This window comes from Methanoculleus sp., from assembly GCF_035363275.1.
Lineage (GTDB): Archaea > Halobacteriota > Methanomicrobia > Methanomicrobiales > Methanoculleaceae > Methanoculleus.
The window spans coordinates 1-24,545 of sequence record NZ_DAOSET010000033.1 but is presented as its reverse complement, the minus strand read 5'-3'; the positions used below and the strand labels follow the sequence as shown (position 1 = coordinate 24,545).

The window sequence follows — 24,545 nt, the reverse complement described above, 5'->3', positions numbered from 1 at the left end:
TCCGGAGCTTGAGAAGACCGAAGGTCTTCGAGTGGCGACGGACGGAACGTCCGGAGCTTGAGAAGACCGAAGGTCTTCGAGTGGCGACGGACGGAACGTCCGGACGACAAGAGGCCATCAGGCTTTGAACCGCGAAGTTTGCGAAGGAAAATCGAGGGTTTGACCTCCTGAGGGTCGTCTCAAATATCCTAGCGAAGTACCGGGACCAGAGATTGCCTGCGGGGTTAATCAAAAAAAAGGTTGTCAAAGAATCTCTGGATCAATTCTCCCCACCGAGGTTCAACTTCTTCGTCTTCCAGACTCCCTGCTTGTAGAAGAAGAGATCACAGAGGAACACCACCACGGTGCCGCAGACCACTGCAAACCAGACGAACTGCAGCGGCAGGCCCATCGCCACAACCATCGCGGCAAGACCCACCTGCACGATCAGCTGCCCCGCGATCGCCGCATACATGCCGGGTCTCGTCATCCCCGCGCCGTTCATCGCAAACCCCATCGTCATCGCCATGGCTATCACGAAGTACGACATCGGGATCACCTGCATAAACAGGATGCCGTCTGCAAGCGTCTCGCCCGCCGCGCCGAAGAACGCCAGGAGATGCTTCGCGTACAGCAGGTAGATGATACCCACAAGCGCCATAAACGACGCATTCACGATCGTCGCAATCCTGACCGCTTTCTCCGCCCTCTCCACCTTTCCCGCTCCCAGGTTCTGCCCGACCATCACCGCGACGCCCGTGCAGAGCCCCATCACGAAGACGAGACCCAGCATATCCAGACGCTGGCAGATGCCGTATGCCGCCACCGCCGCCGTGCCGTACAGTGCCACGATCGCGGTCATCCCCAGGAACGCAAAACTCCGAACGCCGCTCTGTACCGCTGACGGTATCGTGACCTTCACGATATCTTTGACCAGTCGCGGTTCAAACGTCCATTTCTTCGGGAACCGGACCGGTCCGTTCTTTCTGGACGGCAGGAGGTACATCACCCCGATCAGGAGCAGCACGCCGGTCGTACGTGATGTCAGGGAAGCGTACGCAGATCCGGCTATGCCGAGTGCCGGGAAACCGCCAAGACCCGTGATCAGTGTCGGATTCATGACGATGTTCACAATGTTCACTGCGATCATCACGAACATCGGTGTCCTGGAATCCCCCGTACTCTGGAAGACCGTCGTCAGGATCATCAGCGTGACGAAGACGAACATTCCTATCAGCATCGGGGAGAGGAAGCGTGCTCCCTCCGCTGCAACCTCAGGATCCGCTCCAAGGAGCAGGAGAAGATCCTGAGACCAGAATAAGCCGATGACCGCAAGGATCGCCGAAAAGGCGAGTGCCAGGTAAAGCGAATGCGAAAGGATCACCTGGATACGCTCAAACCGCTCTGACCCGTATGCTCGCGACACAAATGCAGCCGTTGCCGTCACGATCCCGAAGATCACTGTCGTGAGCACCAGTATGATGGATATGCTCATCGCTCCGCCGGCAATCGAGACATCGCCGAGTTTGCCGATGAAATACATATCCACCACCTCCAGGATGCTTGCGAGGAGGTTACTGATGATGATCGGAAGAGCCACTACCAGAAGGCCTTTTCCGACCGGTCCCTCGGTGAGGAGATTGTTGGAATTGTTCATCGTCAAGTTCTCACTTATAATATGAAGTGAGAGATAATAAATATTGACCGACATTCTAAATGGTTTTAAATCAGTAAATCTAAAAACAAGGCTTTTCAGGTGCTTAATCGGGTTATCGGAAACACCCGGATGAGGGGAACGTTCAGTTGAGGACCTCCCGCTCGGCACCTCGCTGACATGCCGAAGAAGCCTTCCAGGGGTATACCGGGGCAGGTGCGGCCTCTGGTGGAGCCAGGGCAGTGTCCCGGAGCCTTATCACCACACCGGATGGGACCCCCTCCAACTCCCCGATCCGCCTCCGGCCGTGACCGGGGGTCAAATTACCGTCATCCCGTATCGCTGACCGCCTCGACCTCGAGGCGCACCATGGGGACACGGATGCGGCCGTCGGGCGAGGGGTGCCGCGCCACGTACCGGCTCGCCACCTCCGCGATGAACGCCGGCCGGGCCTCTTCGGGCAGCCGGTCGAGGTAGAGGTGCCAGGTGGTCCGGATCCATCCCATGAGCCCGTCCGGCAGATCGAATGTCATGTCCTTCCCGATCAGTTCGACCCGCACCGGCGTGAGCCCTGCCTCCTCAAGCCGCTTGCGCTCCTCCTCGGGGCCGTAGAAGGCGTACTGTGGAGCTGAACCACTGAAATACCTCCCCCACTGCTCCTCCGCGAGCATCTCGTCCGCGACCGCGAAGACCGGGGCGGCGTTCCCTCGCCCGCCCATCTGGAGGAGGACCCTTCCTCCCGGCCGGAGCGCCCGGACGATGCCCGCAAAGACCCTGCGGTGGTCGGAGACCCAGTGCAGGGCGGCGTTCGAGAAGACCAGATCAAACTCCCGATCAAACGGCAGGTCGAGCATATCACCCTCGGCGAACCGGAGGTTCGGATACCGCTCCGACGGGAGACGCTCCCGGGCGAAGGCGATCATCCCGGCAGAGAGGTCGAGGCCAAGCACCGAGCCCGAGGGGAGGCAGGCCGCAATCTCCGCCGTCACCTTTCCTTCGCCGCAGCCGAGGTCGAGCACCCGCTCGTCGCCGGATAGATCGAGCTTCCCGATCAGTTCATGCGCCCAGGCCTGCTGAGTAGAGGAGTGCTTGTGGTAATCTTCCGGATTCCACGCGTGTGCCATGATGTTCACCTCCGTGCTGTCTGCACGTTCTCCAGGTGAGAGGTATCGCCTCCACCCGTCATCATACCTTCTGCAACGGGCCGTCCCGGCAGATCCTACAGGCAATCACGCTCCGCCCCCTCACTTTTGAACCATCCAGGACCCAAAAAACCGATAACCGGCAAAATTCATCAGGATTCTCGCGCTTCGGCATGTATCGTACACAGGAACACTTCAATACGATTTTATCCTCCTATGTCGGAAGAAAAAAGTAATGAACCAGGTACCAGAGCGCCTCCTGCGCGTTTGCCTGCCCGCGTGCATCCTCGGCGTGGCGATCCTCCTCATCGCCGCTGCAGGCTGCACGAACGTCACCACCCCGACTGGTGGAGATTCCATCTCCGGGAGTGTGGCAGGGGATTACGCGGGAGGAACGATTTACATCGCGGCGATCGACGCCGCAGCATATTCGGCGTCGGAGATCAGGGTCATGGAGATAGGGGAGCATCCAGAACGCTCGCAGTACGTCAGCGGCTTTGCCGCGCTCGACGCGCCGGGGGAGTACGTCATCTCCGGGCTTCCTCCGGGCAACTACACCGTCTATGCCTGGGCGGATACGGATGATAACGGCCGGATAGATCACCTTGACTATCGCGACCCAACCGGGTGGTACTGCACGCCATCGCACCTTACCCCCGTCGGAGTCGCCGTTACGCCCGAGAATGCCGCGACCGGGGTTGATATAACTCTCGTCGCCCCGACGCCCTACCCCGACGATGATCGGGAGATTGCCGTCGGCAGCGGCGGCGGAAGGCTCACGGTCCAGAAGGGCTGTCACGTTCTCCAGGTATGGGGAACGCCGGAAGAGCGGGCGTATGCCTATGGCTACCTCTGCGGCCCGCAGATCCGGGACTGGATCGACTACGTCCTGATCGAGTCGTTCATGCAGTCGCCCGTCGAGTACGAAGACCTCTTCATCCCCTACATAGAGGAGCACATGGCACCGGCAAATCCGAAATATATGGCCGAGCTCGACGCCATGCTCGCCGGGATGAACGCAGGCGGCACGGACCTCTATATCCCGTCGCTCTCGCGGAACCTCACCCGCTACGACCTCCTTGCCGAGAATACCTACGATTTCATGCTTTACTACAAACTCTACGGCCTCAGGATGGGCGATCTCGGCATAAACCTCGCCACTACGGGTGACGCCGGCGTGTCGCCGCACCTCTGCACGAGCGCGATCGCCTGGGGCAACCTGACAGCAAACGAGGAACTTGCCGGCGGCGTGATCCACGGCAAGAACATGGACGGCGAGAACGACCTGCGGAAGGTCACGGTGAACAGCCTGCTCGTCATCGCGACCGACCCGGGTCCGGGCGCGAAACGCACGGTCGGGATAGACTGGCCCGGGTTCATCGGGACGTTCAACGGCATGAACGAGGACGGCCTGGTGCTCGTCCCCCACTCGTCGCCGTCGATCCCGGACTGGAACGCGACCGACCTCGTGCCCACCAACTTCCTCTTCATGGATGCGCTCAGGAGCGAGAGCGACGTTGCCGGGGCGTGGGCCTACTGGGAGAAGGCGAACGGGACCAGGACCGGCGGGAACAACGCAGGGGTCTCGGCTCCCTACGGGAACGGGACGGGAAGCATCCCGGCGGCCTTCGAGACGGACTCCTACGGCGGCGCGGTGCGAGGGCCGGGCGTCGTCGAGCCGGACGACTGCCTCTTGATCGCGAACAACTTCTACCTCTACCGGGGCGTCTATCCCTCCGCCGTCGAGCGGGTGGACGGCTACCACGCCGAGGTCAGGCCCGAGGACTACCGCTACCGGAACCTGCTCGCCCTCCTCGACGGTTACCGGAAGGAGGAGAGAACCATCGGCACGCCCGAGATGATCGCGCTCATGCAGTCGGCGTCCGTCTCGGAGGAGTACCGGGGCACCACCGAGTACACCTTCATCGCGTACCCGGATGCCGGCGCGTTCGCCGTGGCAAAAGAGGATCTCGCGGCGGTGATATTGGATGCACCGTTCGCGGAGTTCGCGCGCTTTGAGTTTGAGGAGGTGTTCGAGAGGCCCTCGACGGTGTGAAGGGAGGACCCACTGCTCTTTTTACCGGGCATCAAGCCATCTGAGCCGGGTCGTCACTCACACAGAGTCATGAAAGAGAGAAGGGCGTTTTACAGACTTTGCGCGAGACCGCGATCTGCGAGCCTCACGCCCCAATCCGGCAGAGGTCCCGCATCGCCTGGAGGACGTAGAGGATCTCATTCTCGACCCGCTCCTCGTCGACTATGAACGAGACGAACCCCGCCCGGGCGAAGAGTCCACGGACTTCGTCAACTCCGGTCAGCGAGGAGACCAGGAGGAGGACCCTCCCGAAGGGCGAGAGCACTCGCCCGACATCCGCGACGAACCTCTCGATCGTCACCCTCCCCGTCGGCCCGCCGTCGAGGGCATACTCCAGCCAGTCGCTAATTCGCTCCTCGGGAGCCGTCGGAAGGTAGGGCGGGTTGAAGAGGATGAGGTCGAAGGGGCCGGAGAGGCCCGATAAGAGATCGGTCCGGATTGCCGCGACCCCGCGCGAGCGGGCGCACGCCACAGCGTGGGGGTTGATGTCGGTCGCGACGACCGCCGCCGCCCTGCCGAGAAGCCCGGCCGCGACGTAGCCGCTCCCGGTCCCGACTTCGAGCACCCGGTCGGTCTCGCAGACCTCCCGGAGCGCCGCCCGGAGGAGGAGAAATGAGTCCTCGGCCGGGGGGTAGACCTGGTCAGGGAGCATCCTCTAGCACCCGGCGAGCATGTTTGCGATCAGCGCGAACTCCTCAAGCGTCAGGTCTTCGGGCCGCCGCTGCAGGAGGTCGTCGGGCAGGTCCGCGATCGCTCGCTCGATCGCCTCGGGCGCGAACGTATCCTTGCCGCTCCGGAGCCCCTTCCGGACGGTCTTTCGCCGGTGGGAGAAGAGCACCCGGACGACATCGGCGTAACCCTTCCGGTCGGCGATGGGATACGGCGGCTCGTGGGGAGTGAGCCGGACCACCCAGGAGCGGACCCGGGGTCTCGGGCGGAAGGAGGAGGGCGAGAGTTCGAGCAGCGGCTTTACGGAAGCATAGGTCTGCACCATCACCGAGAGCCGGCCGACGTTCGGCGTCCCCGGCGGAGCGACCATCCGCTGGGCAAACTCCTTCTGATACATCAGGACCGCGACCTCAAACCCGATCGCGAGCAGCCGGAACGTGATCTTTGAAGAAACGGAGTAAGGGAGGTTTGCGACGACGATATCAAACGGCGGGATATCCACCTTCTTCGCGTCGCCAAGGACGATCTCAAGACGGCCTTCCTCGATCTCGTCGGCGAAGGCCAGCTCAAGTTCTTCTACAAGAGCCGGATCGATCTCTACCGCACTGACGTGTGCACCACGGTCAAGGAGGGCGCGGGTGAGGACCCCTTCACCGGGTCCTATCTCAAGCACCCTCCGACCGGAGACATCAACAAAGCCGGCAATCCTCTCGACGGCCCTTTTGTCGACGAGAAAATGCTGATCCCTCGGAGCGCTCATCTCGATGTGAAGATATGATACTTCTCGTCCGGGTCTTCGATCTCGCGCAGGATCCGGCTGACGATCATCCGATCCGGGTGCGGAAGCGACTTGATACGCGCGGAGATGTCGGCGAAGGTCTCGAACGGTTTCTTCTCCCGCTGCTCGATGATCTCCCACATAAGCTTCTTCCCGATGCCGGGGAGCAGGTGCAGCATGTGGAACTTCGGCGTGATGGAGATGGACTTATTGAAGAAGTCGACGAACCGAGATTCGTTCTCGCGGACGATCTGCTCGATCACGAACGGCAGTTCCAGTTTCGCGGTCGCCGTCAGGTCCGTGTAGTTCAGCCGCCGCTTGACGCGCTCGATCTTGTCCCGCTCCGCATCACCGATGTAGACGCGGTCATAGACCTGAATATCCGCACCCGCCTTCGGAACGAGCTCGAGCAGCTTGAACTGGTCCATGCCGACGGCAAGGACAACCGGTTCGCGCTTGTAGACAGGACGCTGGTCGCTCGAATACCCCATAGGAAGGATATCGATGACTACAGCGTTCTCTTCTTTCCTTTCGGTCTTCATTGACGCCACTCCAGCGGTTCAGAAGTGAGTCATTACCAGATCGAGGATCTCGTCCAGTTCATCCGCCGTGAGGTTGAACCGTTCCTTTGCGTAGATTGCGCGGAGTTCGTCCCGGGTTCGCGGCATCAGGTTCGCGATGCGGTAGGCAATATCGTCCTTCATCTTCTCGAGCTTCATGAGCTCGTCGACGAGGTCGCGGGCCTTCTCGGCCGGTGTTTTGAAAAGATGATTGGCATGCTCGATGCTCTTCCGAAGTTCGTAGGACATCTCTTCTCCGGACTCGAGCCGGGCTGCCTCCACAGAGAGGAGGGTATCACGCAGTTCGGGAAGCAGCATCCGCTCTTCGCTCACGATTCGTTTTACCTTCATGCCAATCACCACTGTTGAGGTTTATACTTTCTGCGCTTTTAGATGTTGCGGTCTCGCAATCACCTGTTTTATCGTATCTCCATCCCTGACCTCGAGCACCCATGCGCGTCCGCGCTGTCCGATGACCGTGCCGGTCTTCCCGTGGAATCTCCGGTGGGGCATGCCCTTCTGGACACTCGGTTCGACCACAACATGCACCCGCTGCCCGATCTCGAAGTTCTGAATCACCGAGGTGACCGGGGGGATACCGCGCTTTCTGAGGTCTTTCTTGAACTTATACCGCGTCTTCTTGCGTGGTCCATTGTGATGTGCCATTGCTTACTCACCATACTCATTCGCTGTTTTGACCAGCACCACATCGAGGCTGACAACACTTGCGGTGTGCCCCAGGATCTGGGCAAGGCTGGGCTGGGTTCTGCCGCCGTCCCCCGATATCAGTTCTTTGATGTAGAGGCCCGCTTCACCGACGACTTCGACCCAGTACCCGTCGTCTTGCCTGCCCGTACATCCGATATCGAGGACCTGCCGTTCCCGAACTAAATCTGCCCGTCGGTGTGACACCCGTGTAGGGGTGCGCTGCCGTATCGTTACACCTTTTAACTGATCGAGAGCCGCCCTGAACTCATCTGACGCTACAGGGCCATCGATCTCGACCAGGATCCTGTATTTTTTATGCGCCTTGTCGGACTTAAGGCTTTGCACCATCTTCCGATTAGCCCATCCGGTCAGGTGGACCGCCACTCTGCCGTCGGCGCTCCGGTTGATCTCCTCTTGGAGCGCCGCAAGATCCACCGACCGCTTCTTCGGGGCCTCAACCTCCATCACGAAGGGGCGGCCCGATCCGAGCATCCGGGCGTCGATATCTTCCCGGCCGGCACCGTGCAGGACGGCGTTCTCGGCGTCGAAGGCCTCGATCACCGGCCGGCCGATCAGCTCTTCAACCGAGTCCGCGTACTGCTTGCCGGTGAAGTTGCATTTCTCGCACCCGGCCCCCCGGCAGGCCCGGCAGTCCCAGTGGGTCTGCGGGATCCCCCGCTCGTACTTCAGGTAGCGGCCGGTGAAGTAGACCGGGTTGACCTGCACCTCGACGGTCTCTTCCGCAAGGTCCAGGATCACGACGATGTCGGGACGTTTGAGGTCGGCCGTCTTGCCCGTCAGCGCCGAGACGGCTTTGCCCACCTCGCGGTTCATCTCGGCCTTCAGCGGCTCGGGATCGCGGAGGCCGAGGTCGCTCCAGACCATCTCCTCGCTCTCGGCCACAAGCGGTGGCACCCTCGTCCCGACGAGGAACGTCGCGAACTCTAGATCCTGCACCGCTTCCACGACCTTTGCCGCCCATGCATCGACATGGTAGAACTCGCCGCCGCAGATCCAGCAGGACCTGTGATCAGGTTCCCGGTGGGGCTCGTTGATCGCAAGTTCGCGTGTGATCCGCAGCGCCCGACCGCGTTCTTCATTCGTCAGCGAAAACGACCGCTTACCGAAGAACCGCCCGAGACAGTGATCGCAGGTCTCGCCATACTCAAGAATTGCTTCTACCGCTTCAATGATATCCATCCGGATTCCCTCCGGTCCATCTCGTTTAAGAGGACGGTGATAGTATGATCGGCGTGCAGCGACCGCGGTCCTACCGAGTAGCGCGGATACCCCTCGACCAGGGCCTCCTCCTCCGGCGTGAAGTTGTGGTGGTCGGAGAGGAGATAGTTCTCCGGGAGCGCCGGGGCCGTCCGGATATCCTCTCCCGCCTCATCGAGGACCGCAAACGGGATCTCGGCAAGGAGCCGGGAGAGCCCGCCGCGGCGGATGTAAACCCCGGGTGTCGACTCCCGGAACTCGTCCCCGCAGGGGATCGAGAGCGCCTTCTTGATCAGTGCGGCGCTGCTCCGCTCGTCCGGCGAGAGGTAACGGACCTCGCCGCCGCGGAAGAGAATGGTCTTCTCGGGCCCGGGCTCCCCGCAGAGGATGAGGTAGCACTCGACGTCGCGCCGGAGATCGTGGGAGAGAAAGAACGAGGAGTTGACAGAGCGGCAGAGGACGTCCATCCTCCCGCCGCTGCCCGGTAGATCGTTGAGGCTGAATGCGCCGCTCGTTGCGGCGAGGTGGCCAACGACGGCAAACCGCTTCATCTACTGGGTCCTGCCGAACTTCTTCATCATGCGCTGCATGTTGAACTTGCCGCCGCCCATGCCGCGCATACCCTTCAAGGCGCGCTGCATGATCTTGTAGTACTTGATGAGGTCACGGACGTCGTCGAGCGTCACCCCGGCGCCGCGGGCGATCCGCTGGACCCGGGAGCTCCCGATCATCGAGGGGTCGTCAAGCTCCGAAGGCGTCATCGAGTCCATGATCACCTTGTAGCGCTGCATCTTGGTGCTGGTGATGTCGTAAGCGTCGTCCGGTATCTGCATCCCGCCCAGGGGGAGCATGCTCATGATCTGCTTCAGGGGCCCCATCTTATTCAGGGCCTCAAGCTGCTTGTACATGTCCCGGAGCGTGAACTTCCCCTTGAGCATGGCGTTGACGTCGATATCCTCGGCCGAGACCGCCTCCTCCGCCCGCTCGACGAGGGCTTTTAAGTCCCCCATACCGAGCAGCCGGGAGATGAACCCGTCCGGGTCGAACCGTTCGAGATCCTCGATCGTCTCGCCGCTCCCGATGAAGACGATCCCGCTCTGGGTCTCCGAGACCGCCGAGAGCGCGCCGCCGCCCCGTGCGGTGCCGTCCATCTTCGTCACGAGGACGCCGTCGATCCCGATCGCCGCATGGAACCGGCGCGCCTGCTCGCTTGCCTGCTGGCCGAGCGCCGCGTCGATGACGAGCCACCGGTGGTCGGCGTGCGAGATCTCGTTGATGTTGACGATCTCCTCGATCAGGTTCTCCTCAAGGGCGTGCCTTCCTTGAGTGTCGATGATGATGACCTCGTAGTGCTTGCGGAACTTCGGGAGGCCCTCGCGGACGATCTTGAGGGCGTCCTTCTCGTTCGGATCTCCATAACAGGGGACGCTGATCCGGTCGCAGAGCGTCTTCAACTGCTCGTAGGCGCCCGGCCGGAAGGTATCGGCGCAGATCACGCCGACCCGCAGGCCTTTGCGCTGGAAGTAGCGGGCGAGCTTCGCGGTCGTCGTGGTCTTGCCGCTCCCCTGCAGCCCCGCCATCAGGATCGTCTGGGGGCCGAGCGCCACTTCGCCCGGTTTCCCCATTAGCCGGACGAGTTCCTGGTAGACGATCCGGAGGACGTGCTCGCGGACGCCCATCCCTTTCGGGGGTTCCTCCTCGAGGGCACGCTGCTTGATCGCCTGCGAGAGCTGCATCACGAGCTTGACGTTGACGTCGGCCTGGAGGAGTGCCCGCTGGAGGTCACGGACCAGTTCGTCGACGGCGGCCCGGTCGATCACCGTCTTGCCGGCGAGTTTCTTGACCGCGTCTTTTAACGACGTGCCGAGGTTATCGAGCATCAGGCCTCATCCCCCAGGAGTTCGTCGACTATGACGCGGGGCGAGAACGGCATGATGTCGTCGTAGCCCTGGCCGGTCCCGAGGAAGAGGATCGGTTTTCCGACGGTGTGCGCAACCGATATGGCCGCACCCCCCTTCGGATCCATGTCCGCCTTCGTCAGGACGACCGCATCGGTGCCGACCGCCTTGTTGAACTCGTCGGCCCGGATGACCGCGTCGTTCCCTGCAACCGCCTCGTCGACGTAGACGACGAGGTCGGGCTTCATGACCCGCCGTATCTTCTCGAGCTGGTTCATGAGGTTCGCCCGGTTGTGGAACCGGCCGGCCGTATCGGCGAGGACGACATCGATATCGTGCGCCTTTGCGTACTGGACAGCGTCGAAGAGGACCGCCGAAGGATCTGCGCCCGCCTGGTGCTGGATCGTCTTGATCCCGAGACGGTCGGCATGAGTCCTTATCTGCTCGATCGCCCCCGCACGGAAGGTGTCTCCTGCGCCGATCACGACCGTAAAGCCGTTTTTCTGGAGGTAATGGCCGACCTTCGCGACCGTCGTCGTCTTCCCGGTCCCGTTCACGCCGGTGAAGAGGATCTTCACGGGCCGCTCATGCTCCCGGATGTAGCGCGAGAGGTCGAGGCCCTCGCCGAGCACCCCGCAGAGCGCAGAGCGCAGGGTGGAGGTGACCAGGTCATCGACCGAGGAGCCGATCTTCCGGTGCTGGCCCACGAGGTCGCTCCTCATACGGGCGATGATCTCGTCCGTGACCGGGAGCGCGACGTCGTTCTCGAGCAGGACCATCTCAAGTTCGAAGAGTGGCTCCTCGACATCCTTCTCCTGGAGAAGGACCTCCCGCTCCCGGACAAGGACCTTTAACCTGTTGAAAAACGTAGGTTTCTCCCGCTCCTCCGGGGTTGCTTCCTCGGAGACCGGGGGTTCGTACGGGACAGGGGGGGAGGGCTCGGAGACGGGCTCTGCAGCCAGAACGTCCTCAAATTCTTCAGCAACCGGCGTCCCTGGTTCGGTTCCGGCAGCCTCCTCGATATTCGAGGTGAATTTGGTCCTGATATTCTGAAGTTTTTTCTTTAAGGAATCAAACATTATCAACTTCCGCCCTGGCCTGCCTGCGCCTGCCGGGTCCCCCGGTAGGCCGCCTCGAGGCGCCGGGAGATCTCCGTTGCCTGCCCCTGCAACTGCTCGACCGAACCTGCGACTTTCTTCCCCAGCGCCTCAAGTTCAGTCATCCGATCCTCGAGATACTCCACCGCATCCGCAGTGGCCCGCTCGACAGAGACATCGGCCCCAATGTTCACCAGGACGTGCCCGGCATCGAGCACCTTCACCCGGAGAAGCGCCCCGCCTCCGACAGGGAGAAGAACAATACCGTCCTTGCTCTCCGGGATAGCCCGGAGGGTCTCGGTGGCGGCGGCAGCCTCAAGGCGCTGCTGCTCGATCATCCCGAGTTGTTGCGTCAGGATCTCTATCTGCTGCCCGTACTCGTTTAAGTACATCTGGAGGGTCTGTATCTCCCGAGGATCTGCCTGGTCCACGTCATTCACCAGCTACTACGTTAACCGACTCGATGGTGATATAACTTCTCTTCAGGCGGTGTTTGCTCCCGATATCAGTGAGAATCCTTTCTTTAGCCTGATTCTCGTTCGGGGCCCCGATGACCTTTCGGTACGGTTTCCACTCGTTGTTGATCTTACACGCACCCACAACTTCAAACGTCTGGTTCTCCATAACTCACTCCAAAAATCCAAAGACTTCTTCAATTCGTCCCAGTTCAAACCCGCTCGTAGCGGAACCCGCGATGTACCCCTTGCTGTTGGCAAGGAGCCCGGTGCCCACGAGGCCGCTCCCCATGTTGACCGAACCGAGGCCGATAGGAAGGTCGACGACCCGTTCAAGGGCGGCAATCTCCGTATCATTGGCTCTCGGGTGGACGAGGAGACCCTTGTTCGTCGCATACCCGGCCATGCCGACGGTTTTGATGCCTCCAAGCGAGAGCCGGACTATCGGCACAGAGAGGAACGACCCGATCTCTTCGGCGACATCGATCTCCATATCGGGATGGACGGCGGCAACATAGTCGTTGGCGAGAATCACGTTGCCCGCCGCGTTCATAGACCCTCCAAGCAGGAATACCTCACGGTACTCCTCGAGGGCCGCCACTTCCTCAGCGGTGGCAAGATCACTGACGACCAGGCCCTGGCTGTTTCCCGCAACGAGCGAGCCGATGATGTTGCTTCCCTGGATGAGGGTGTTCACGATCTCGACCTCGAGTTCTCGTTCGAGGGCCTCGGTGAACTCCCGGGGAGCCCCGGGGTACACAACCGCTATGTCTTCAAAGACGCGGGTGTAGATACCGATGTTCGGATCGCCGGTTAGATCGATCGTCCCTGTCATTTCACTCCTCGGCGAGCTCGGCCTGGACCTGCCCGTCCTCGAACTTCATCGCGCGGACGCGAATCTTTCTCGGGGGCTTAGAACTGCCGTTCTCCCAGACCTTCTCGTTGATGCTCTTATCCAGCTTGACATCCTCGCTCTTCATGTGTCGTTCGAGGAACGCCCGGATATCCTTGACAGCGGTGTTGCCCCTCTTCCACCGGGGCGCGCGCTTCACATCGCGGAGCGGGATGATATAGATATGTTCTTTCAATGCCTCTGCCATAACCTTACACCTTCAGGGAACTCCGTCTCCAGTTGCGCCGCTTCGGATGCGACGCAACTGCACGGTTGGTCCTGATCATCACCCATGCCGGCACGCGGCGGTTCTGCTCGCATGCCTTTGCCAGCCGGATCTTCCGGCCTTTCATCAACTTGCTCATAACTCTCACTCTCGCATACTTCAGGTCTCCCTCTTGCCGACCACCAGCGACTGCAGGTGGCCGGAGGGGAAGAACAACGCCGGATCGATACCACGGGCGCGAACCGCGCAACGGAGCTCCTCTTCGTAGTCACCGTTCCCGATGCTTCCGGTCTCCCCGTATCGTACCACGAGCAGTCTTCCTGCGAGGCGTTCGACCTCGGGTTTTCCGTAGCCAAGGAGCGGCCGAACGTAGGAGCAGCCGGTGGTCATCTCCAGGTGCTGCACCTCGGACCGCTCGAGCCGGGGGACCCGGTCTTCCCGGCGGGTGCCGTCGGCGACCACCGAATACTCAGCGAGGAGGGTCTCGACCGCTCTCCGGTGAATCATCGTTATCGCATCGTTCGGGTAACCGCACGAGAGAAGCAGGTCGACAGCCTCCTCGAGGAGGTCTTGCCCGAGCACCCTTCTCTTGAAAGGGAGGGAGAGAGCGGCCGCTGCCGCCCGCACCGCGGGGACGTCACGGTCGGGATCGAATACACAGGTATTCAGTTCCACGCCGTAGTCGCGCGCAAGCATGAGCGCCGCGAGCGCGCTGTCTTTTCCTCCCGAGAAGAGCACACCTGCTTTCATTACTTCCGCGTGATCCTGAACTCTTTCTTAGATGGGGTCAACTGGGCAAGCAGGCCTTTTAACTGATCGTCAGTGATCCGTTGCCGGACTCTGCCGCTCTGGGCCAGCATCACCAGTTGCTGCTCGACCGCTTTTGCAAACTCCGGCCGGGTCAACTTGATGGTATTCAGCCTCTCCCTCGCTTCAGGTTCAAGGATCTCCATGAGTGCGACACGGATCTGTGAGTCGAGCTGCCGCTGGCGTTCCGCCTCGTCTTCCATCGTCTGCTGATCCATCGCCTGCCGTTGCATCTGCTGCATCTTCCGGCGGCGGAGTTCTGCGAGTTCGTCATCTACCATCAGTCATACCTCCGGGGATCAGTACTTCGCAAGGCCCGGCGAACCCTCGACAACCTGGGCCTTCAGACCGTTTGCGGCGTTGTCGAGGAACGATCTGCCTGCTGCGGTGACTGTACGTCCTGCACTCCCGTGGGAGACGAATCCGGCCGCTTCAAGCTGCTGAAGAATCTTTCTGATGACCGAACCGCTTCCCCGCCGGAACTGCGATGGGGCCGGGCCCCGGTTACGCTTGCCGCCGTAGATCGAGCGCATTCTCTGGGTCCCAACCGGCCCGTCGGTGTAGACACGCCGGAAAACCGACGCCGTACGCACATACCACCAGTCTTCGTTCTCGGGAGGCATCTCTTTGTGTACCCCCGTCTTCGCAAAAGCGGCCCAATCGGGGGGCTGAATCTGCGGGTTTTTCTTGAGTTCTTCTGCCACCTGCCGGATGAAGATATCGGCAGGGATGTCGTATACAGTCGTCATAGATGAACCTCACTATCGCTAACAGTCTTTACATATTCGTCCGGGGATGTTTTATATATTTCGAGAATCCCGTCCGGTGGAGCGACTCCGCCGCTCCGCGAGAACGAGTGTCCGCCCCCGGACTTCGAGGAGAACCGCACCGGCCGATGCTGCTATCTCCTCAGGATCGACTTCGGTGTTCCGGAGCCACCTGACCTTGACAGTCTTGCGATCTTTTAACTGGCGCCGGATCTCGTCGATCATGACATTCGTAATACCACGCTTTCCCACCCATATGGTGGGCTTGAGATCCTGAAACGATTCTCTGCTCATACTTGAGGCCTCCCGACCGGATACCGTGATCGGTGTCCGCAGGTAAGGCAGGTGACGATCACGCGGCCCCGGTGGATCCTGACCCGGGCGTTCGATCCCGGGACCAGGTAGGCACTGCACCGACGGCAGAACCGGCGTTTCAGCGGCCGTTCTATCCGCACCCGGTGGCGCATCCCGATCTTTCGGGCCAGTTCCACGCACCGGTTGCTCCAGGCGGGGTTTTCCGGGTAGAACTCTGCAGCCCGCGTAAAGAGGATAGCGATCCTCTCGCGGGCAAGTCTTCGGGAGCCGGATTTTCGTGTAACATCTGCCATGGTGCGATCCGTTCTATCGAGTGGTGGCTTTTGAGGTTGGAGGCGCGAGGATATATAAGGGTTTGATGCCCGGATTCAGCGGACCCACACCCGCCGACCAGCAACCTCCAGGCGATCCTCACAGAAGAGTTTCACGGCGAGCGGGAGGGCTTTGTGCTCCTCGACGAGGATCCGGTCGGCGAGCGCAGATTCATCGTCGTCCGGGAGGACCGGGACGCACCGCTGGATGACGATGGGGCCGGTGTCGGTCCCCTCGTCGACGAGGTGGACGGTGCAGCCCGCGACCTTCACCCCGTACTCGATCGCCTGCCGCTGCGCATGCAGCCCGGCAAACGCCGGGAGCAGGGCCGGATGGATGTTCATCATCCGGCCCGAGAACGCGTGGACAATTCCGCTCCCGAGGATCCGCATGTAGCCGGCGAGGACAAAGAGGTCCGCGCGGCAGCCCCGCATCGCAGCAAGGAGTGCCTCCTCGTAGGCGGCCTTCGACGGGAAGCGCGCATACTCGACGATTACCGCCGGGATACCGGCGGCTTTCGCCCGCTCGATCGCGTGAGATCCGGGGTTGTCGGTGATGAGGCCGACGCAGACCGCCGGGATCTCCCCGGCCGCGATGGCGTCGATGACTGCCTGAAAATTCGACCCCCTGCCGGAGGCGAGCACTGCAATCCGTTTTTTGTGAACAGGTCTTTCTGGATCCATACGTCTCAAACTCCCCGGCTCTTACCTTGCTTCCGCCGGCGTGATGATCATCTTTACTTTGACAATTCTTCGACCCCGCATCTGCATCACCACCAGCGTGATGTTGCTCTCCTCGATCTTGACCACCTCACCGCGGCGTGGAATATGTCCCAACCGGTCGATAACAAGACCGCCGATGCTCTCGTACGAATCCATCACCGGGAGGTTGAGATCCAGGTCCTCGTTGAGGTGTTCCACCCACGCCCGCGCGTCGACCACGTAGACGCCTTCTTCGATCCGCTGCACCTCAGGCTCCTCCTCGTCGAACTCGTCCATGATCTCACCGACCAGTTCTTCGAGCATATCCTCGACCGTGACGATCCCGGCAAACGACCCGTACTCATCGAGGACGACCGCCATGTGCTGCTTCTTTACCTGAAGTTCCTTTAAAAGCTCGTCGATCTTCTTGCTCTCGGGGACAAAGTAAGGTTCGTACATCAGATCCCTGATCGTCGCGCTCGTCTGCTGGCGGAAGACCGCCGCAAAGAGATCCTTGATGTTCAGGAGCCCGATGACGTTGTCGATTCGCTCATGGTAGACCGGAATCCGGGAAAAACCCGTCTCGTTGAAGACGGAGAGGGCGTTCTCGAGCGAACTCGTATCCTCGATCATAACGACGTCGACACGCGGCGTCATCACCTCGCGAACCGTCGTATCGCCGAAGCGCAGCACGGAGTAGAGCATATCCCGCTCCTCCTCCTCGATCGTCCCCTCCTCCTCACCGACGTCGATCCACTCCTTGATCTCCTCTTCGGTGACGACCGGCTCGGCCACGCCGGGCCTGAAGGCAAACTGCTGCTTGATCCGATCCGAGACCCAGAGCACCGGGTAGAGCACCGTCGAGAGGTAGAGGATGGGCCGGGCGACACGGAGGGCGAGGTCCTCGGTGTGCCGGGATGCGTACATCTTCGGCCCGATCTCGCCGAACATCAGGATCAGGAGCACCGTGACGCCGAACGCCATGACAATACCGGCGTTGCCGTATGTGCCGATGGCGATCGCAGTCGCGAGCACCGCTACGGCGACGTTCGCAACGGTATTCCCGATCAGGGTGGTGAGCTCTATCCTATCGGTCGACCGCTTCAGCGCATCGAGCGCTTTCGCTCCCTTCCGACCCTGGTTTAAGAGTGCGTGTACTTTTGCCCGGGTTATCGATATAAGGGCGACTTCCGAACTGGAGAAGAAGCCCGAGAGAAACAGACTGATGAAAAGTAGTATGATCTCTATAGTTGCAAGGTCTACGATTGCCATTTACTCCACGCCGCATCCAGCGGCAGCATCTGATATCCGGTTATGTTTCGGATACATCAATTATAATGCGGGCAGAAGTTATAAACCCAGCGCTTCAGGAAAATATCCCTTGTAATGCCTCCGATTCCTGCATCAAGAGCACGACCTTCTCTTCGGACGAGAGAGTCCCCGGGAAGACCATGTCTTCGAGTTCCAGGGTGAGGTATCCGCCGTAGCCCCGGTCGGCAAGTTCCGTAAGCACGCGCAACGCTCCCGGATCGTCGTGGACGGGGTGGTGGGGCCGCCCGTTCTCGCCGAGTGCACTGACATGGACGTTCACCATCCGCTCCATACAGAGGTCGATAAATCGGTCCACCTCGCGAGAGGACGTCATCATGGCGTGTCCCATATCGAGCGTGAACCAGAGCCAGGGTTCCCGTTCGAGCACCTCGGCCATATCCTCCGGCGTATAGAGCATAGCGTTGACCCGGGGCTCCAGGTTCTCGATCGCGACCTTCACCTGCGTCTCCCCTGCGACCTCACGGAGCTGGGCGATGTAGTCGTCGAACCGCCGGTAGTCGTAGGCGCTCGGGTGCCGTTTCGCCGTCCGCCGGCCGGGATGGACGGTGACCACGGCGGCGCCCATCCGGTCCGCCATCCGGACGGCCTCGAGGGTGTACTCGACCGATATCTCGGCTACCCTCGGATTGATAGAGCAGGGGTTCAGGTCCAGCGTCGGGGCGTGGACGGTGATCGGCGAGAGACCCGGGTGATCGGCGATGCACCCTACGAGTTCGTCTTCCGGGCGATCACGAAGCCAGAAGTGCGGCGTCTCGACCCAGAACTCGAGACTGTCGAGCCCGGACTCGGCGATGTAGTCAAAGATGTAGCCGCACGGGTACTCGTGGAAGAACATTGTCGAGACGGCGAAACGACCCATAACACTAGTTGATATAAACCATCGGCCTAATAGATTTTGATGATGTTGAGCGGTCCTTCCACAAGTCCGGATCGATTCGGCACCCTGATCCTCGGGGTCTCGGAGGTCTCGAGGCTCATCTGCGACCTCCTCGACGACACCCACCTGCACCAGATCTGGGTGCGGGGGGAGGTGACCAACTACAAGAACCATGCCTCCGGCCACCGCTACTTCTCGCTCTCGGAACGGAGCGGGAGGAACACTGCGGTGATCAACTGCGTCATGTGGCGCACCTCCGCATCCGGGCTCCGCTTTACGCCGAGAGACGGCATGGACGTCCTCGCCTGGGGGTCCGTGGAGGTCTACGAGCCTCACGGCAGGTACCAGTTGATCGTCCGGGAGATGCTCCCGGCGGGCGCGGGTGAGCGCCACCTCATGGTCGAGCGCTGGAAGCAGGAACTCGACGCCGAGGGACTCTTTGCTCCCGAACGGAAACGGCCCCTGCCCGCCTTCCCGCACCGGATCGGCGTGGTCACCTCCCCGACCGGCGCGGCATTGAAGGATATCCTCTCGGTCATATCCCGCCGGTATCCGACCGAGGTGATCCTCTCCCCGACGACCGTCCAGGGCGAAGGGGCGCACACCGAGATCGCGGAAGCGATCCGTCGGGTCGACGGACTCGTGGACGTGATCATCGTCGGGCGTGGGGGAGGGAGTTTCGAGGACCTCTTCCCTTTCAACCACCCGGACGTTGTGCGGGCCGTTGCCGGATGTGCGACGCCGGTGATCAGCGCCGTCGGGCACGAGGTGGATACCGCCCTCTGCGACTTCGCCGCGGACCTCCGGACCCCGACGCCGTCGGCAGCGGCGGAACGGGCTGTGCCCGAACGCCGCGAGGTGCTCCGGGAACTCTGCGGGTATGAGGAGAGGATGGGAGCGCTCCTCCTCCATCACCTCTGCGCCGCACGAAGCGAGGTCGAAGACCTGCGGGAGCGCATGCACCCCCGGCGGCTCGTCCGCCGGCTCCATGAGCGGATGCAGCACCTCGCCGATCACGAGGAACTGCTCCGCCGGGCGGCTCTCGCCCGGGTACAGCGGGAACGGTTCGCACTTGCCGAGGCCCGTGCGGACCTGGTGGGGAGAAACCCGCTTGCCGTCCTGGACCGGGGCTACTGCATCGTCGAGTCGGAGGGGAAGATCGCAAGGAGTGCCGGAGACCTCGGACCGGGCGACCATGTGGTGCTGAGGATGAAGGACGGGCGGTGCCGGGCCGTCGTGGAGGAGATAACGTATGACAGAGACCTTTGAAGAGATGCTTGAGGAACTCCGAAAGATTGTCCGAAGACTGGAAGACGGCGATACGAACCTGGAGGAGAGCATCGCCATCTACGAGCGGGGCGCGCTCCTGGTGAAGCAGTGCGAAGACCTCCTCGGCGCGGCCGAGATGAAACTCACGGAGCTCGGCCGCGACCGCTGAACCTGTAGAACCCCGGCGGGACGCTTATCTCGAACCGCGCACCTTTTCCGGGCTCGCCGGTCTCGCGTATGGAGAGGTCCGTGATTGCCAGAATCTCCCGGGCGAGGAAGAGCCCGAACCCGGTCTGCCGCCCCAAACCACGCTTGAATATCCTCTCTTTTTCAGCGTGAGGGATACCGATACCATCGTCTTCGTAGGTGATGCTGATCCCCCGGTCAGACTCCTCCGAGAAGATGTGTATCCGGGTAACGTCCTTACCGTGCCGGAGCGAGTTATCGATGAGGTTTGCAAAGACCCGGATGATGAGGGGATCGGCATACACGTCGAGATCGCCGGTCTGCATCTCGACGGCAACCTCGTCCATATCGAGCCCCGTCATCGCCTCACGGGCGATCCGCGATACGTTCTGCCAGATGGGAGCGGCCGCACCGATATCCCGGTAGTCCCGGGTGAAAGCCATGTAGCGCTGGATACCCTGGATGGCCTCCTCCTCTTTCCGGTAATACCCCTGCAGTTCCGGGTCGTCCGTCAGCTCACGGGAGAGGCCGAGGTACCCCGAGATCACGTTGAGCAGGTTCAAGATGTCGTGGCGGGTCACGTCCGAGAGCAGGTTAAGTTTCTTGTTCGCGAGGAGGAGCGCCTCGCTCGCCATCCGCGCATCGGTGATGTCCCGCCCTACCGACTGATACTCGACGATGGAGCCCTCTTCATCGAAGAACGCCGTATCAGTCCACTGCTGCCACCGGACCCTGCCGTCCGGCATGACCACCCGATGCTCGACCGTGGTGGCGGGGTGATCGGGGGTGAGGGACGCATGGGTCTGCCGGATTCTGGCCTGGTCTTCGGCCGGGACGGTGGGGGCATACCGCCGCCCGAGCAGGTTCCCACACGGGATGCCGATGAAGCGGCAGTAGGCGTCGTTCGCGAAGGTGATGATACCGTCGGGGAGCCAGCGGTAGATCAGCTCGGTCTGGCTCTCCACGACCGCCCGGTACTCCTCCTCGCTCCTCCGGAGAGCCTGCTCAGCTCTCCGGCGGTCCGAGATGTCCCTGAGATAGATGGAGACACCCTCGCAGGTGGGGATGGCGCGCACCTCAAAGGTGTGCTCCATCCCACGGAGAGGGAGCCGGTATTCGCTCACGCCGGCCCTGCCGGCCTCCATGACCTCCCCGAGGAACCCGGTAACATCCTCGGTCCGGAGTTCCGGGAAGAGATCGTAGATGCTCTTTCCGATGACCTCCTCCGCGGGGCGGCCCGAGAGGAGAGACGCCGCCCGGTTCCATGAGACAACCCGGGCGTCGTGGTCCAGGGCGAGGAAGGCATCGCTGATGTTTTCGGTCAGCTCACGGTAGCGCTCTTCGCTCTCCCGGAGGGCCTCTTCAACCCTCTTCCTCCCGGATGTAGTGACGACCCAGAGGAACTCGGCCGCCACGGCACCAGGGTCGCGCACGGCCGAAGCCGCCACGGCAGCGGGGAAGGTGCTGCCGTCGGATCTAGCAAACAGCAACTCCTGCACCGGGAGCTCTTCGCCCCGCGTGAGCGCTTCAACCACCGACCGGAAGACCGGGATACAGCCGGGGTGGAGATACGCCTGCAGGCGTCCCCCCTGCAGGCGATCAGGAGTAAGGCCGAAGAGAGCGGCCGCCGCCCGGTTTGCCTCCAGAATGATGCCTTCTGACCCGGTGCAGAGGCACCCGACCGGGAGGTGGAGGAAGCGGTCCCGGTATCGTCGACACCCGGCATCGATGCTCCGGATGCCGGCGATCAGTGCATCGACAAGATCGTTGATCTCGGCAAGGTCCGACTTCTGCAGAAGCAGGTCTCCCGCAGGAGCCGGCCCTACACCCGCCTGAAGAGAACGGAGGCGGCGATCGAGATCCTCCAGGAGTTCGAGGAGGTCTTCGAGCGCCGGGGCGAACGGTTGCATGTCTCAACCATTCCCCCGCCCCGTGAACGCATAAACCTATCCCAACCCGGGGTACATACGCGAAGCGGCAAAGGTGGGGAAGTGATTGTCGCGAACTTCGCGAAGGGCGACAGGGGAAGCGTCGGCCCTGCGGGAGCGACGGCTGCCCGGTCAGAATCGACAAAAAGCCCGGGAGAAGCCGGCCGCGATTTGAATCCTCAAAATTCGAGATGATGTCAAACAATCCGCATTGCATCATGATAGACGAGAAAACGTGGGTGGTAATAACCATCTTTGCCGCAGAACTCGTTACGATCCGCGAACTCCTGCCTCGCACCTGACGGGGCTCAAACTCCGCTCACAGGAGCGTCGTCAATCGCCACCTGACGGGGCTCAAACTCCGCTCACAGGAGCGTCGTCAATCGCCACCTGACGGGGCTCAAACTCCGCTCACAGGAGCGTCGTTCTCTAAGACCTCCGCCTCGAGCTCGACCACCAGCTCCTCGCCCCGCCGGAGCGCCTCGATGAACTCACGGGGGAGGGTGGCCGCGACGCGATCGGAGCGAATGCCCACGGTCCGGTCCGAGACGAAGTCGCTCCGGCGCCAGACGAGGTCTGCGGGATGGTCCAGGGTCAACGCCGCGCTCCCTCGCGATCGGACCTCAACGGTCTCGCCGCCGGCCATGAGACGGGTCGTGAGCACCGCCCGGTCGTCGCGGAGCAGCGCTTTCAGACCCGGATCGAGGTCGGCGGCACCCTTGTCGGCAGCGACACCGATGATGCAGTCGCCGGTCGCGGTCAGCGTCTCGTCTTTTGTCACTTCAAACGTCGTCGGGTGGGCCCCCCGGACCAGTGGGTGCCCCCGTGCCCGCACGATATCCCTCGCCTTCATGCTTAATTAGGAGAGGGCTTCTATTGCTAATGAATGATTAGTATCGTCTGCCCCGTCTGTAAAGAGGAGCGTGAACACCAGGTTCTCCGGGAAGCCGTCGAACTGGTGGTGCAGTGCAGTGAGTGCGGCCAGGTCCACCGGATTCCAAAGCCCCCCGAACCCCGTGTCCTCACCATCAGGGCGATCGTGAGCCTTGAGACGGAGTCACAGGTCTGCAGCGTGGAGATGCTTGCAAACGAGGTCGTGAGCCTCGGGGACCATATCGCCGCGGAGTGCGGAGACGAGGTCTTCGGGGTCGAGGTCACCGGCATCGAGGCCGGTGCGAAGAGAGTCCGCCGGGCGGCGGCCGAGGAGGTGACGACCCTCTGGACCCGGGGGATCGAGCAGGTCGTGGTGAGGGCATCAATCCATACCGGGCGCACGACCCTCCCGCTCTACCAGACCGCAGAGGGAGAAGAGGAGTTCGTCGTCGGGGAGCCCTACACCTTCGGCGGGCGGCGGATCAGAATATCGCACATCAAACTCCGCGACGGTCCGGTCCTCAGGAAAGAAGGCTGGAAGACGGTAGCCCGCAGGATAAAGCGGATCTACGGTTACCTCGAGGGACGCTACCAGGGGCGGTGACCGCCCGGCAGGAGTGGCCGCGAACGGGATCGCATCCGGTGTCCGGCGATATGCCTCGTGAAGGGCCGGGCCGGGTCCGGCCCCTTGCCAGGAGAGGGAGTCAGGGCAGGTGCCGCCGGATCGCGGCCTCGAGGTCTTCACGGTGGACGAGCCCCTCCATCCGCTCCCTGACCTCGCCATCCTCGATCACGAGGGTTGTAGGGGTCACCCGGAGGTTGTACTCCTTGATGTACCGGGGGTTCTTCACGGCATCGATCTCCTCGATCTCGATCCCGAGAGCGTTCTTCGTCTCGTGAAGGATCGGGGTCTGCTCCTCGCACCCCATACACCCTTCCTGGTAGAAGGTTATCACGTTCACCGCCATATATGGCAGAAAGTGGGGAGACTATAAAAAATAGTGGGTGGGGTCACCCGGTTATACCATTGAGCGTGATCTCGGCGCTGCCGTAGCGGCACGTGACGAGCAGCGAGTCGTCTGTCTTGCCGGCGACTTCCCAGAAACGAAGTGTTGGGGTCGCATTGGTCTCATTGCCGACGGGGATACCATCCGTTATCATGAATTCACGCAGGAAGAGATCCCCCACTCCCATCTCCGTAACGTTGAGGTCGATCTCGTCTGCCTCCTCCTTGCTCAAATTGATGTCGAGGTCTTCCGACCCGTAAGCGAAACGGATGGCCTTCGTCTCGCCGACCTGCATCCCGACGAGTCCTGCGGCGATGGTGTTGGTCTCAAACCCCAGCAGGCCGAAGCCTACGGTCCCATTGGTCTCGGGGTACAGGATAGGAACAGGGGCGACATTCTCACCCGGGACCTGTCCGCCGACGAGCATCTCCAGGCTGGGGGTCAGGAAGACCAGGTTCCCCTTCTGGTATTCGCTTTCGAGGAGAGCCTGGTCGGTCGTGACGAGAGGGCGCCCGTCCCCGTCACGGATGGTGTAGCCGACCCGTGCCACATCCCCTGCCTGAGCCTTCTGGCTGCTCCCGAAGATCGGGGCGAGGTAGGAACCCACCATTGCCACCGCAACCAGCAGGGCGACCCCCACATAGGCCCATTTCATCCAGGGCTTGGTCTCGTCCTTTGAGTTCTTCTGCTGTGTCTTTTTCATCACGGTATAATCGACTTTTGTTGAAATAAAATGGTATTGTTCTGTACGGGATGAATTGCCCCATGAGATTTATTTAAATAAATAAACCACTACCTTT

At 61.6% G+C, this 24,545-nt stretch carries 32 protein-coding genes; 4 read left to right on the top strand and 28 right to left on the bottom strand.

The features are described 5' to 3' along the window. Window positions 1-259: 259 nt before the first annotated feature. Window positions 260-1,636 (bottom strand): MATE family efflux transporter, encoded by a 1,377-nt coding sequence (locus tag PLN84_RS08620; RefSeq protein ID WP_292386515.1) that lies wholly within the window; start codon window positions 1,634-1,636, stop codon window positions 260-262. 326 nt (window positions 1,637-1,962) lie between these two features. Beyond that, window positions 1,963-2,757, bottom strand: coding sequence for a methyltransferase domain-containing protein (locus PLN84_RS08615; protein ID WP_292386514.1), 795 nt, complete (start codon window positions 2,755-2,757; stop codon window positions 1,963-1,965). Between the two features lie 253 nt (window positions 2,758-3,010). Here PLN84_RS08615 and PLN84_RS08610 point away from each other — a divergent pair, with 253 nt between their 5' ends. Beyond that, window positions 3,011-4,831 carry a hypothetical protein gene (locus PLN84_RS08610; protein WP_292560347.1) on the top strand — a complete coding sequence of 607 codons (1,821 nt, stop codon included), beginning with the start codon at window positions 3,011-3,013 and terminating at the stop codon, window positions 4,829-4,831. 124 nt (window positions 4,832-4,955) lie between these two features. Here the strand turns inward: PLN84_RS08610 and PLN84_RS08605 are convergent, their stop codons facing one another. From PLN84_RS08605 to PLN84_RS08500, 22 genes are all read right to left on the bottom strand, one after another. Beyond that, the gene (locus PLN84_RS08605) at window positions 4,956-5,522 is read right to left on the bottom strand and encodes a HemK2/MTQ2 family protein methyltransferase (protein ID WP_292386512.1); all 567 of its coding nucleotides are present in this window, start codon (window positions 5,520-5,522) and stop codon (window positions 4,956-4,958) included. A 3-nt stretch (window positions 5,523-5,525) separates the two neighbouring features. Further along, window positions 5,526-6,299, bottom strand: coding sequence for a 16S rRNA (adenine(1518)-N(6)/adenine(1519)-N(6))-dimethyltransferase RsmA (rsmA, locus tag PLN84_RS08600; RefSeq protein WP_292386511.1), 774 nt, complete (start codon window positions 6,297-6,299; stop codon window positions 5,526-5,528). Further along, window positions 6,296-6,859, bottom strand: a complete 564-nt coding sequence (locus PLN84_RS08595; RefSeq protein WP_292386510.1) for a DUF655 domain-containing protein — start codon at window positions 6,857-6,859, stop codon at window positions 6,296-6,298. Before PLN84_RS08595 ends, rsmA begins: the two co-directional genes overlap by 4 nt. Before the next feature lie 18 nt (window positions 6,860-6,877). Then, a complete protein-coding gene (locus tag PLN84_RS08590; protein WP_292386509.1) occupies window positions 6,878-7,228 on the bottom strand; it encodes an RNA polymerase Rpb4 family protein in 351 nt (116 codons plus the stop codon). A 21-nt stretch (window positions 7,229-7,249) separates the two neighbouring features. Then, complete coding sequence (locus tag PLN84_RS08585; protein WP_292386508.1) at window positions 7,250-7,543, bottom strand: 50S ribosomal protein L21e; 294 nt, start codon at window positions 7,541-7,543, stop codon at window positions 7,250-7,252. 3 nt (window positions 7,544-7,546) lie between these two features. After that, window positions 7,547-8,785, bottom strand: coding sequence for a tRNA pseudouridine(54/55) synthase Pus10 (locus tag PLN84_RS08580; RefSeq protein ID WP_348532008.1), 1,239 nt, complete (start codon window positions 8,783-8,785; stop codon window positions 7,547-7,549). After that, window positions 8,764-9,354, bottom strand: a complete 591-nt coding sequence (gene trmY / locus PLN84_RS08575; protein ID WP_292386505.1) for a tRNA (pseudouridine(54)-N(1))-methyltransferase TrmY — start codon at window positions 9,352-9,354, stop codon at window positions 8,764-8,766. The genes PLN84_RS08580 and trmY overlap by 22 nt, the downstream gene beginning before the upstream one ends. Further along, window positions 9,355-10,683 (bottom strand): signal recognition particle protein Srp54, encoded by a 1,329-nt coding sequence (locus PLN84_RS08570; protein ID WP_292386504.1) that lies wholly within the window; start codon window positions 10,681-10,683, stop codon window positions 9,355-9,357. Further along, entirely contained in the window at window positions 10,683-11,780 is a 1,098-nt protein-coding gene (ftsY, locus tag PLN84_RS08565) for a signal recognition particle-docking protein FtsY (RefSeq protein WP_292386503.1), read from the bottom strand. The genes PLN84_RS08570 and ftsY overlap by 1 nt, the downstream gene beginning before the upstream one ends. A gap of 2 nt (window positions 11,781-11,782) precedes the next feature. Beyond that, window positions 11,783-12,238, bottom strand: coding sequence for a prefoldin subunit alpha (pfdA, locus tag PLN84_RS08560; protein WP_348532007.1), 456 nt, complete (start codon window positions 12,236-12,238; stop codon window positions 11,783-11,785). Further along, window positions 12,231-12,422 carry a 50S ribosomal protein L18Ae gene (rpl18a, locus tag PLN84_RS08555; RefSeq protein WP_292386501.1) on the bottom strand — a complete coding sequence of 64 codons (192 nt, stop codon included), beginning with the start codon at window positions 12,420-12,422 and terminating at the stop codon, window positions 12,231-12,233. Before rpl18a ends, pfdA begins: the two co-directional genes overlap by 8 nt. Window positions 12,423-12,425: 3 nt before the next feature. After that, window positions 12,426-13,088, bottom strand: coding sequence for a translation initiation factor IF-6 (locus PLN84_RS08550; RefSeq protein ID WP_292386500.1), 663 nt, complete (start codon window positions 13,086-13,088; stop codon window positions 12,426-12,428). A 1-nt stretch (window position 13,089) separates the two neighbouring features. After that, the gene (locus PLN84_RS08545) at window positions 13,090-13,353 is read right to left on the bottom strand and encodes a 50S ribosomal protein L31e (RefSeq protein ID WP_292386499.1); all 264 of its coding nucleotides are present in this window, start codon (window positions 13,351-13,353) and stop codon (window positions 13,090-13,092) included. Between the two features lie 4 nt (window positions 13,354-13,357). Then, window positions 13,358-13,510 (bottom strand): 50S ribosomal protein L39e, encoded by a 153-nt coding sequence (locus PLN84_RS08540; protein ID WP_214019632.1) that lies wholly within the window; start codon window positions 13,508-13,510, stop codon window positions 13,358-13,360. Window positions 13,511-13,530: 20 nt separating this feature from the next. Next, complete coding sequence (locus PLN84_RS08535; RefSeq protein WP_292386498.1) at window positions 13,531-14,121, bottom strand: alpha hydrolase; 591 nt, start codon at window positions 14,119-14,121, stop codon at window positions 13,531-13,533. Continuing rightward, entirely contained in the window at window positions 14,121-14,459 is a 339-nt protein-coding gene (locus tag PLN84_RS08530) for a DNA-binding protein (protein ID WP_292386497.1), read from the bottom strand. Before PLN84_RS08530 ends, PLN84_RS08535 begins: the two co-directional genes overlap by 1 nt. An 18-nt stretch (window positions 14,460-14,477) precedes the next feature. Next, complete coding sequence (locus tag PLN84_RS08525) at window positions 14,478-14,927, bottom strand: 30S ribosomal protein S19e (RefSeq protein WP_292386496.1); 450 nt, start codon at window positions 14,925-14,927, stop codon at window positions 14,478-14,480. A 51-nt stretch (window positions 14,928-14,978) separates the two neighbouring features. Further along, window positions 14,979-15,239 carry a YhbY family RNA-binding protein gene (locus PLN84_RS08520; RefSeq protein WP_292386495.1) on the bottom strand — a complete coding sequence of 87 codons (261 nt, stop codon included), beginning with the start codon at window positions 15,237-15,239 and terminating at the stop codon, window positions 14,979-14,981. Next, window positions 15,236-15,553: a ribonuclease P protein component 4 gene (locus PLN84_RS08515; RefSeq protein ID WP_292386494.1), complete on the bottom strand. Its 318-nt coding sequence runs from the start codon at window positions 15,551-15,553 to the stop codon at window positions 15,236-15,238. The genes PLN84_RS08520 and PLN84_RS08515 overlap by 4 nt, the downstream gene beginning before the upstream one ends. Before the next feature lie 75 nt (window positions 15,554-15,628). Further along, the gene (purN, locus tag PLN84_RS08510) at window positions 15,629-16,255 is read right to left on the bottom strand and encodes a phosphoribosylglycinamide formyltransferase (RefSeq protein ID WP_292386493.1); all 627 of its coding nucleotides are present in this window, start codon (window positions 16,253-16,255) and stop codon (window positions 15,629-15,631) included. Window positions 16,256-16,276: 21 nt separating this feature from the next. Further along, entirely contained in the window at window positions 16,277-17,545 is a 1,269-nt protein-coding gene (locus PLN84_RS08505; protein WP_292386492.1) for a hemolysin family protein, read from the bottom strand. Window positions 17,546-17,639: 94 nt separating this feature from the next. Further along, the gene (locus PLN84_RS08500) at window positions 17,640-18,464 is read right to left on the bottom strand and encodes a sugar phosphate isomerase/epimerase family protein (protein ID WP_292386491.1); all 825 of its coding nucleotides are present in this window, start codon (window positions 18,462-18,464) and stop codon (window positions 17,640-17,642) included. Between the two features lie 39 nt (window positions 18,465-18,503). Between PLN84_RS08500 and xseA the strand changes: the two genes are divergently transcribed. Together xseA and xseB are read left to right on the top strand one after the other, a co-directional pair. Beyond that, entirely contained in the window at window positions 18,504-19,751 is a 1,248-nt protein-coding gene (gene xseA / locus PLN84_RS08495; protein ID WP_348532006.1) for an exodeoxyribonuclease VII large subunit, read from the top strand. Continuing rightward, window positions 19,735-19,920, top strand: coding sequence for an exodeoxyribonuclease VII small subunit (gene xseB / locus PLN84_RS08490; protein ID WP_292386490.1), 186 nt, complete (start codon window positions 19,735-19,737; stop codon window positions 19,918-19,920). Before xseA ends, xseB begins: the two co-directional genes overlap by 17 nt. On the opposite strand, the gene PLN84_RS08485 is transcribed toward xseB, so the two are convergent. Together PLN84_RS08485 and PLN84_RS08480 are read right to left on the bottom strand one after the other, a co-directional pair. Beyond that, a complete protein-coding gene (locus PLN84_RS08485) occupies window positions 19,895-21,847 on the bottom strand; it encodes a PAS domain S-box protein (RefSeq protein WP_292386489.1) in 1,953 nt (650 codons plus the stop codon). The genes xseB and PLN84_RS08485 overlap by 26 nt on opposite strands. 418 nt (window positions 21,848-22,265) lie before the next feature. Then, the gene (locus PLN84_RS08480; protein WP_292386488.1) at window positions 22,266-22,718 is read right to left on the bottom strand and encodes a DUF371 domain-containing protein; all 453 of its coding nucleotides are present in this window, start codon (window positions 22,716-22,718) and stop codon (window positions 22,266-22,268) included. 33 nt (window positions 22,719-22,751) lie between these two features. On the opposite strand from PLN84_RS08480, the gene PLN84_RS08475 reads away from it, so the two are divergent. After that, a complete protein-coding gene (locus PLN84_RS08475; RefSeq protein ID WP_292386487.1) occupies window positions 22,752-23,342 on the top strand; it encodes an HVO_0476 family zinc finger protein in 591 nt (196 codons plus the stop codon). A 100-nt stretch (window positions 23,343-23,442) separates the two neighbouring features. Here the strand turns inward: PLN84_RS08475 and PLN84_RS08470 are convergent, their stop codons facing one another. Both PLN84_RS08470 and PLN84_RS08465 read right to left on the bottom strand, forming a co-directional pair. Beyond that, window positions 23,443-23,706, bottom strand: a complete 264-nt coding sequence (locus PLN84_RS08470; RefSeq protein WP_292386486.1) for a thioredoxin family protein — start codon at window positions 23,704-23,706, stop codon at window positions 23,443-23,445. 43 nt (window positions 23,707-23,749) lie between these two features. Then, window positions 23,750-24,448: a hypothetical protein gene (locus PLN84_RS08465; protein WP_292386485.1), complete on the bottom strand. Its 699-nt coding sequence runs from the start codon at window positions 24,446-24,448 to the stop codon at window positions 23,750-23,752. Between the last annotated feature and the right edge of the window lie 97 nt (window positions 24,449-24,545).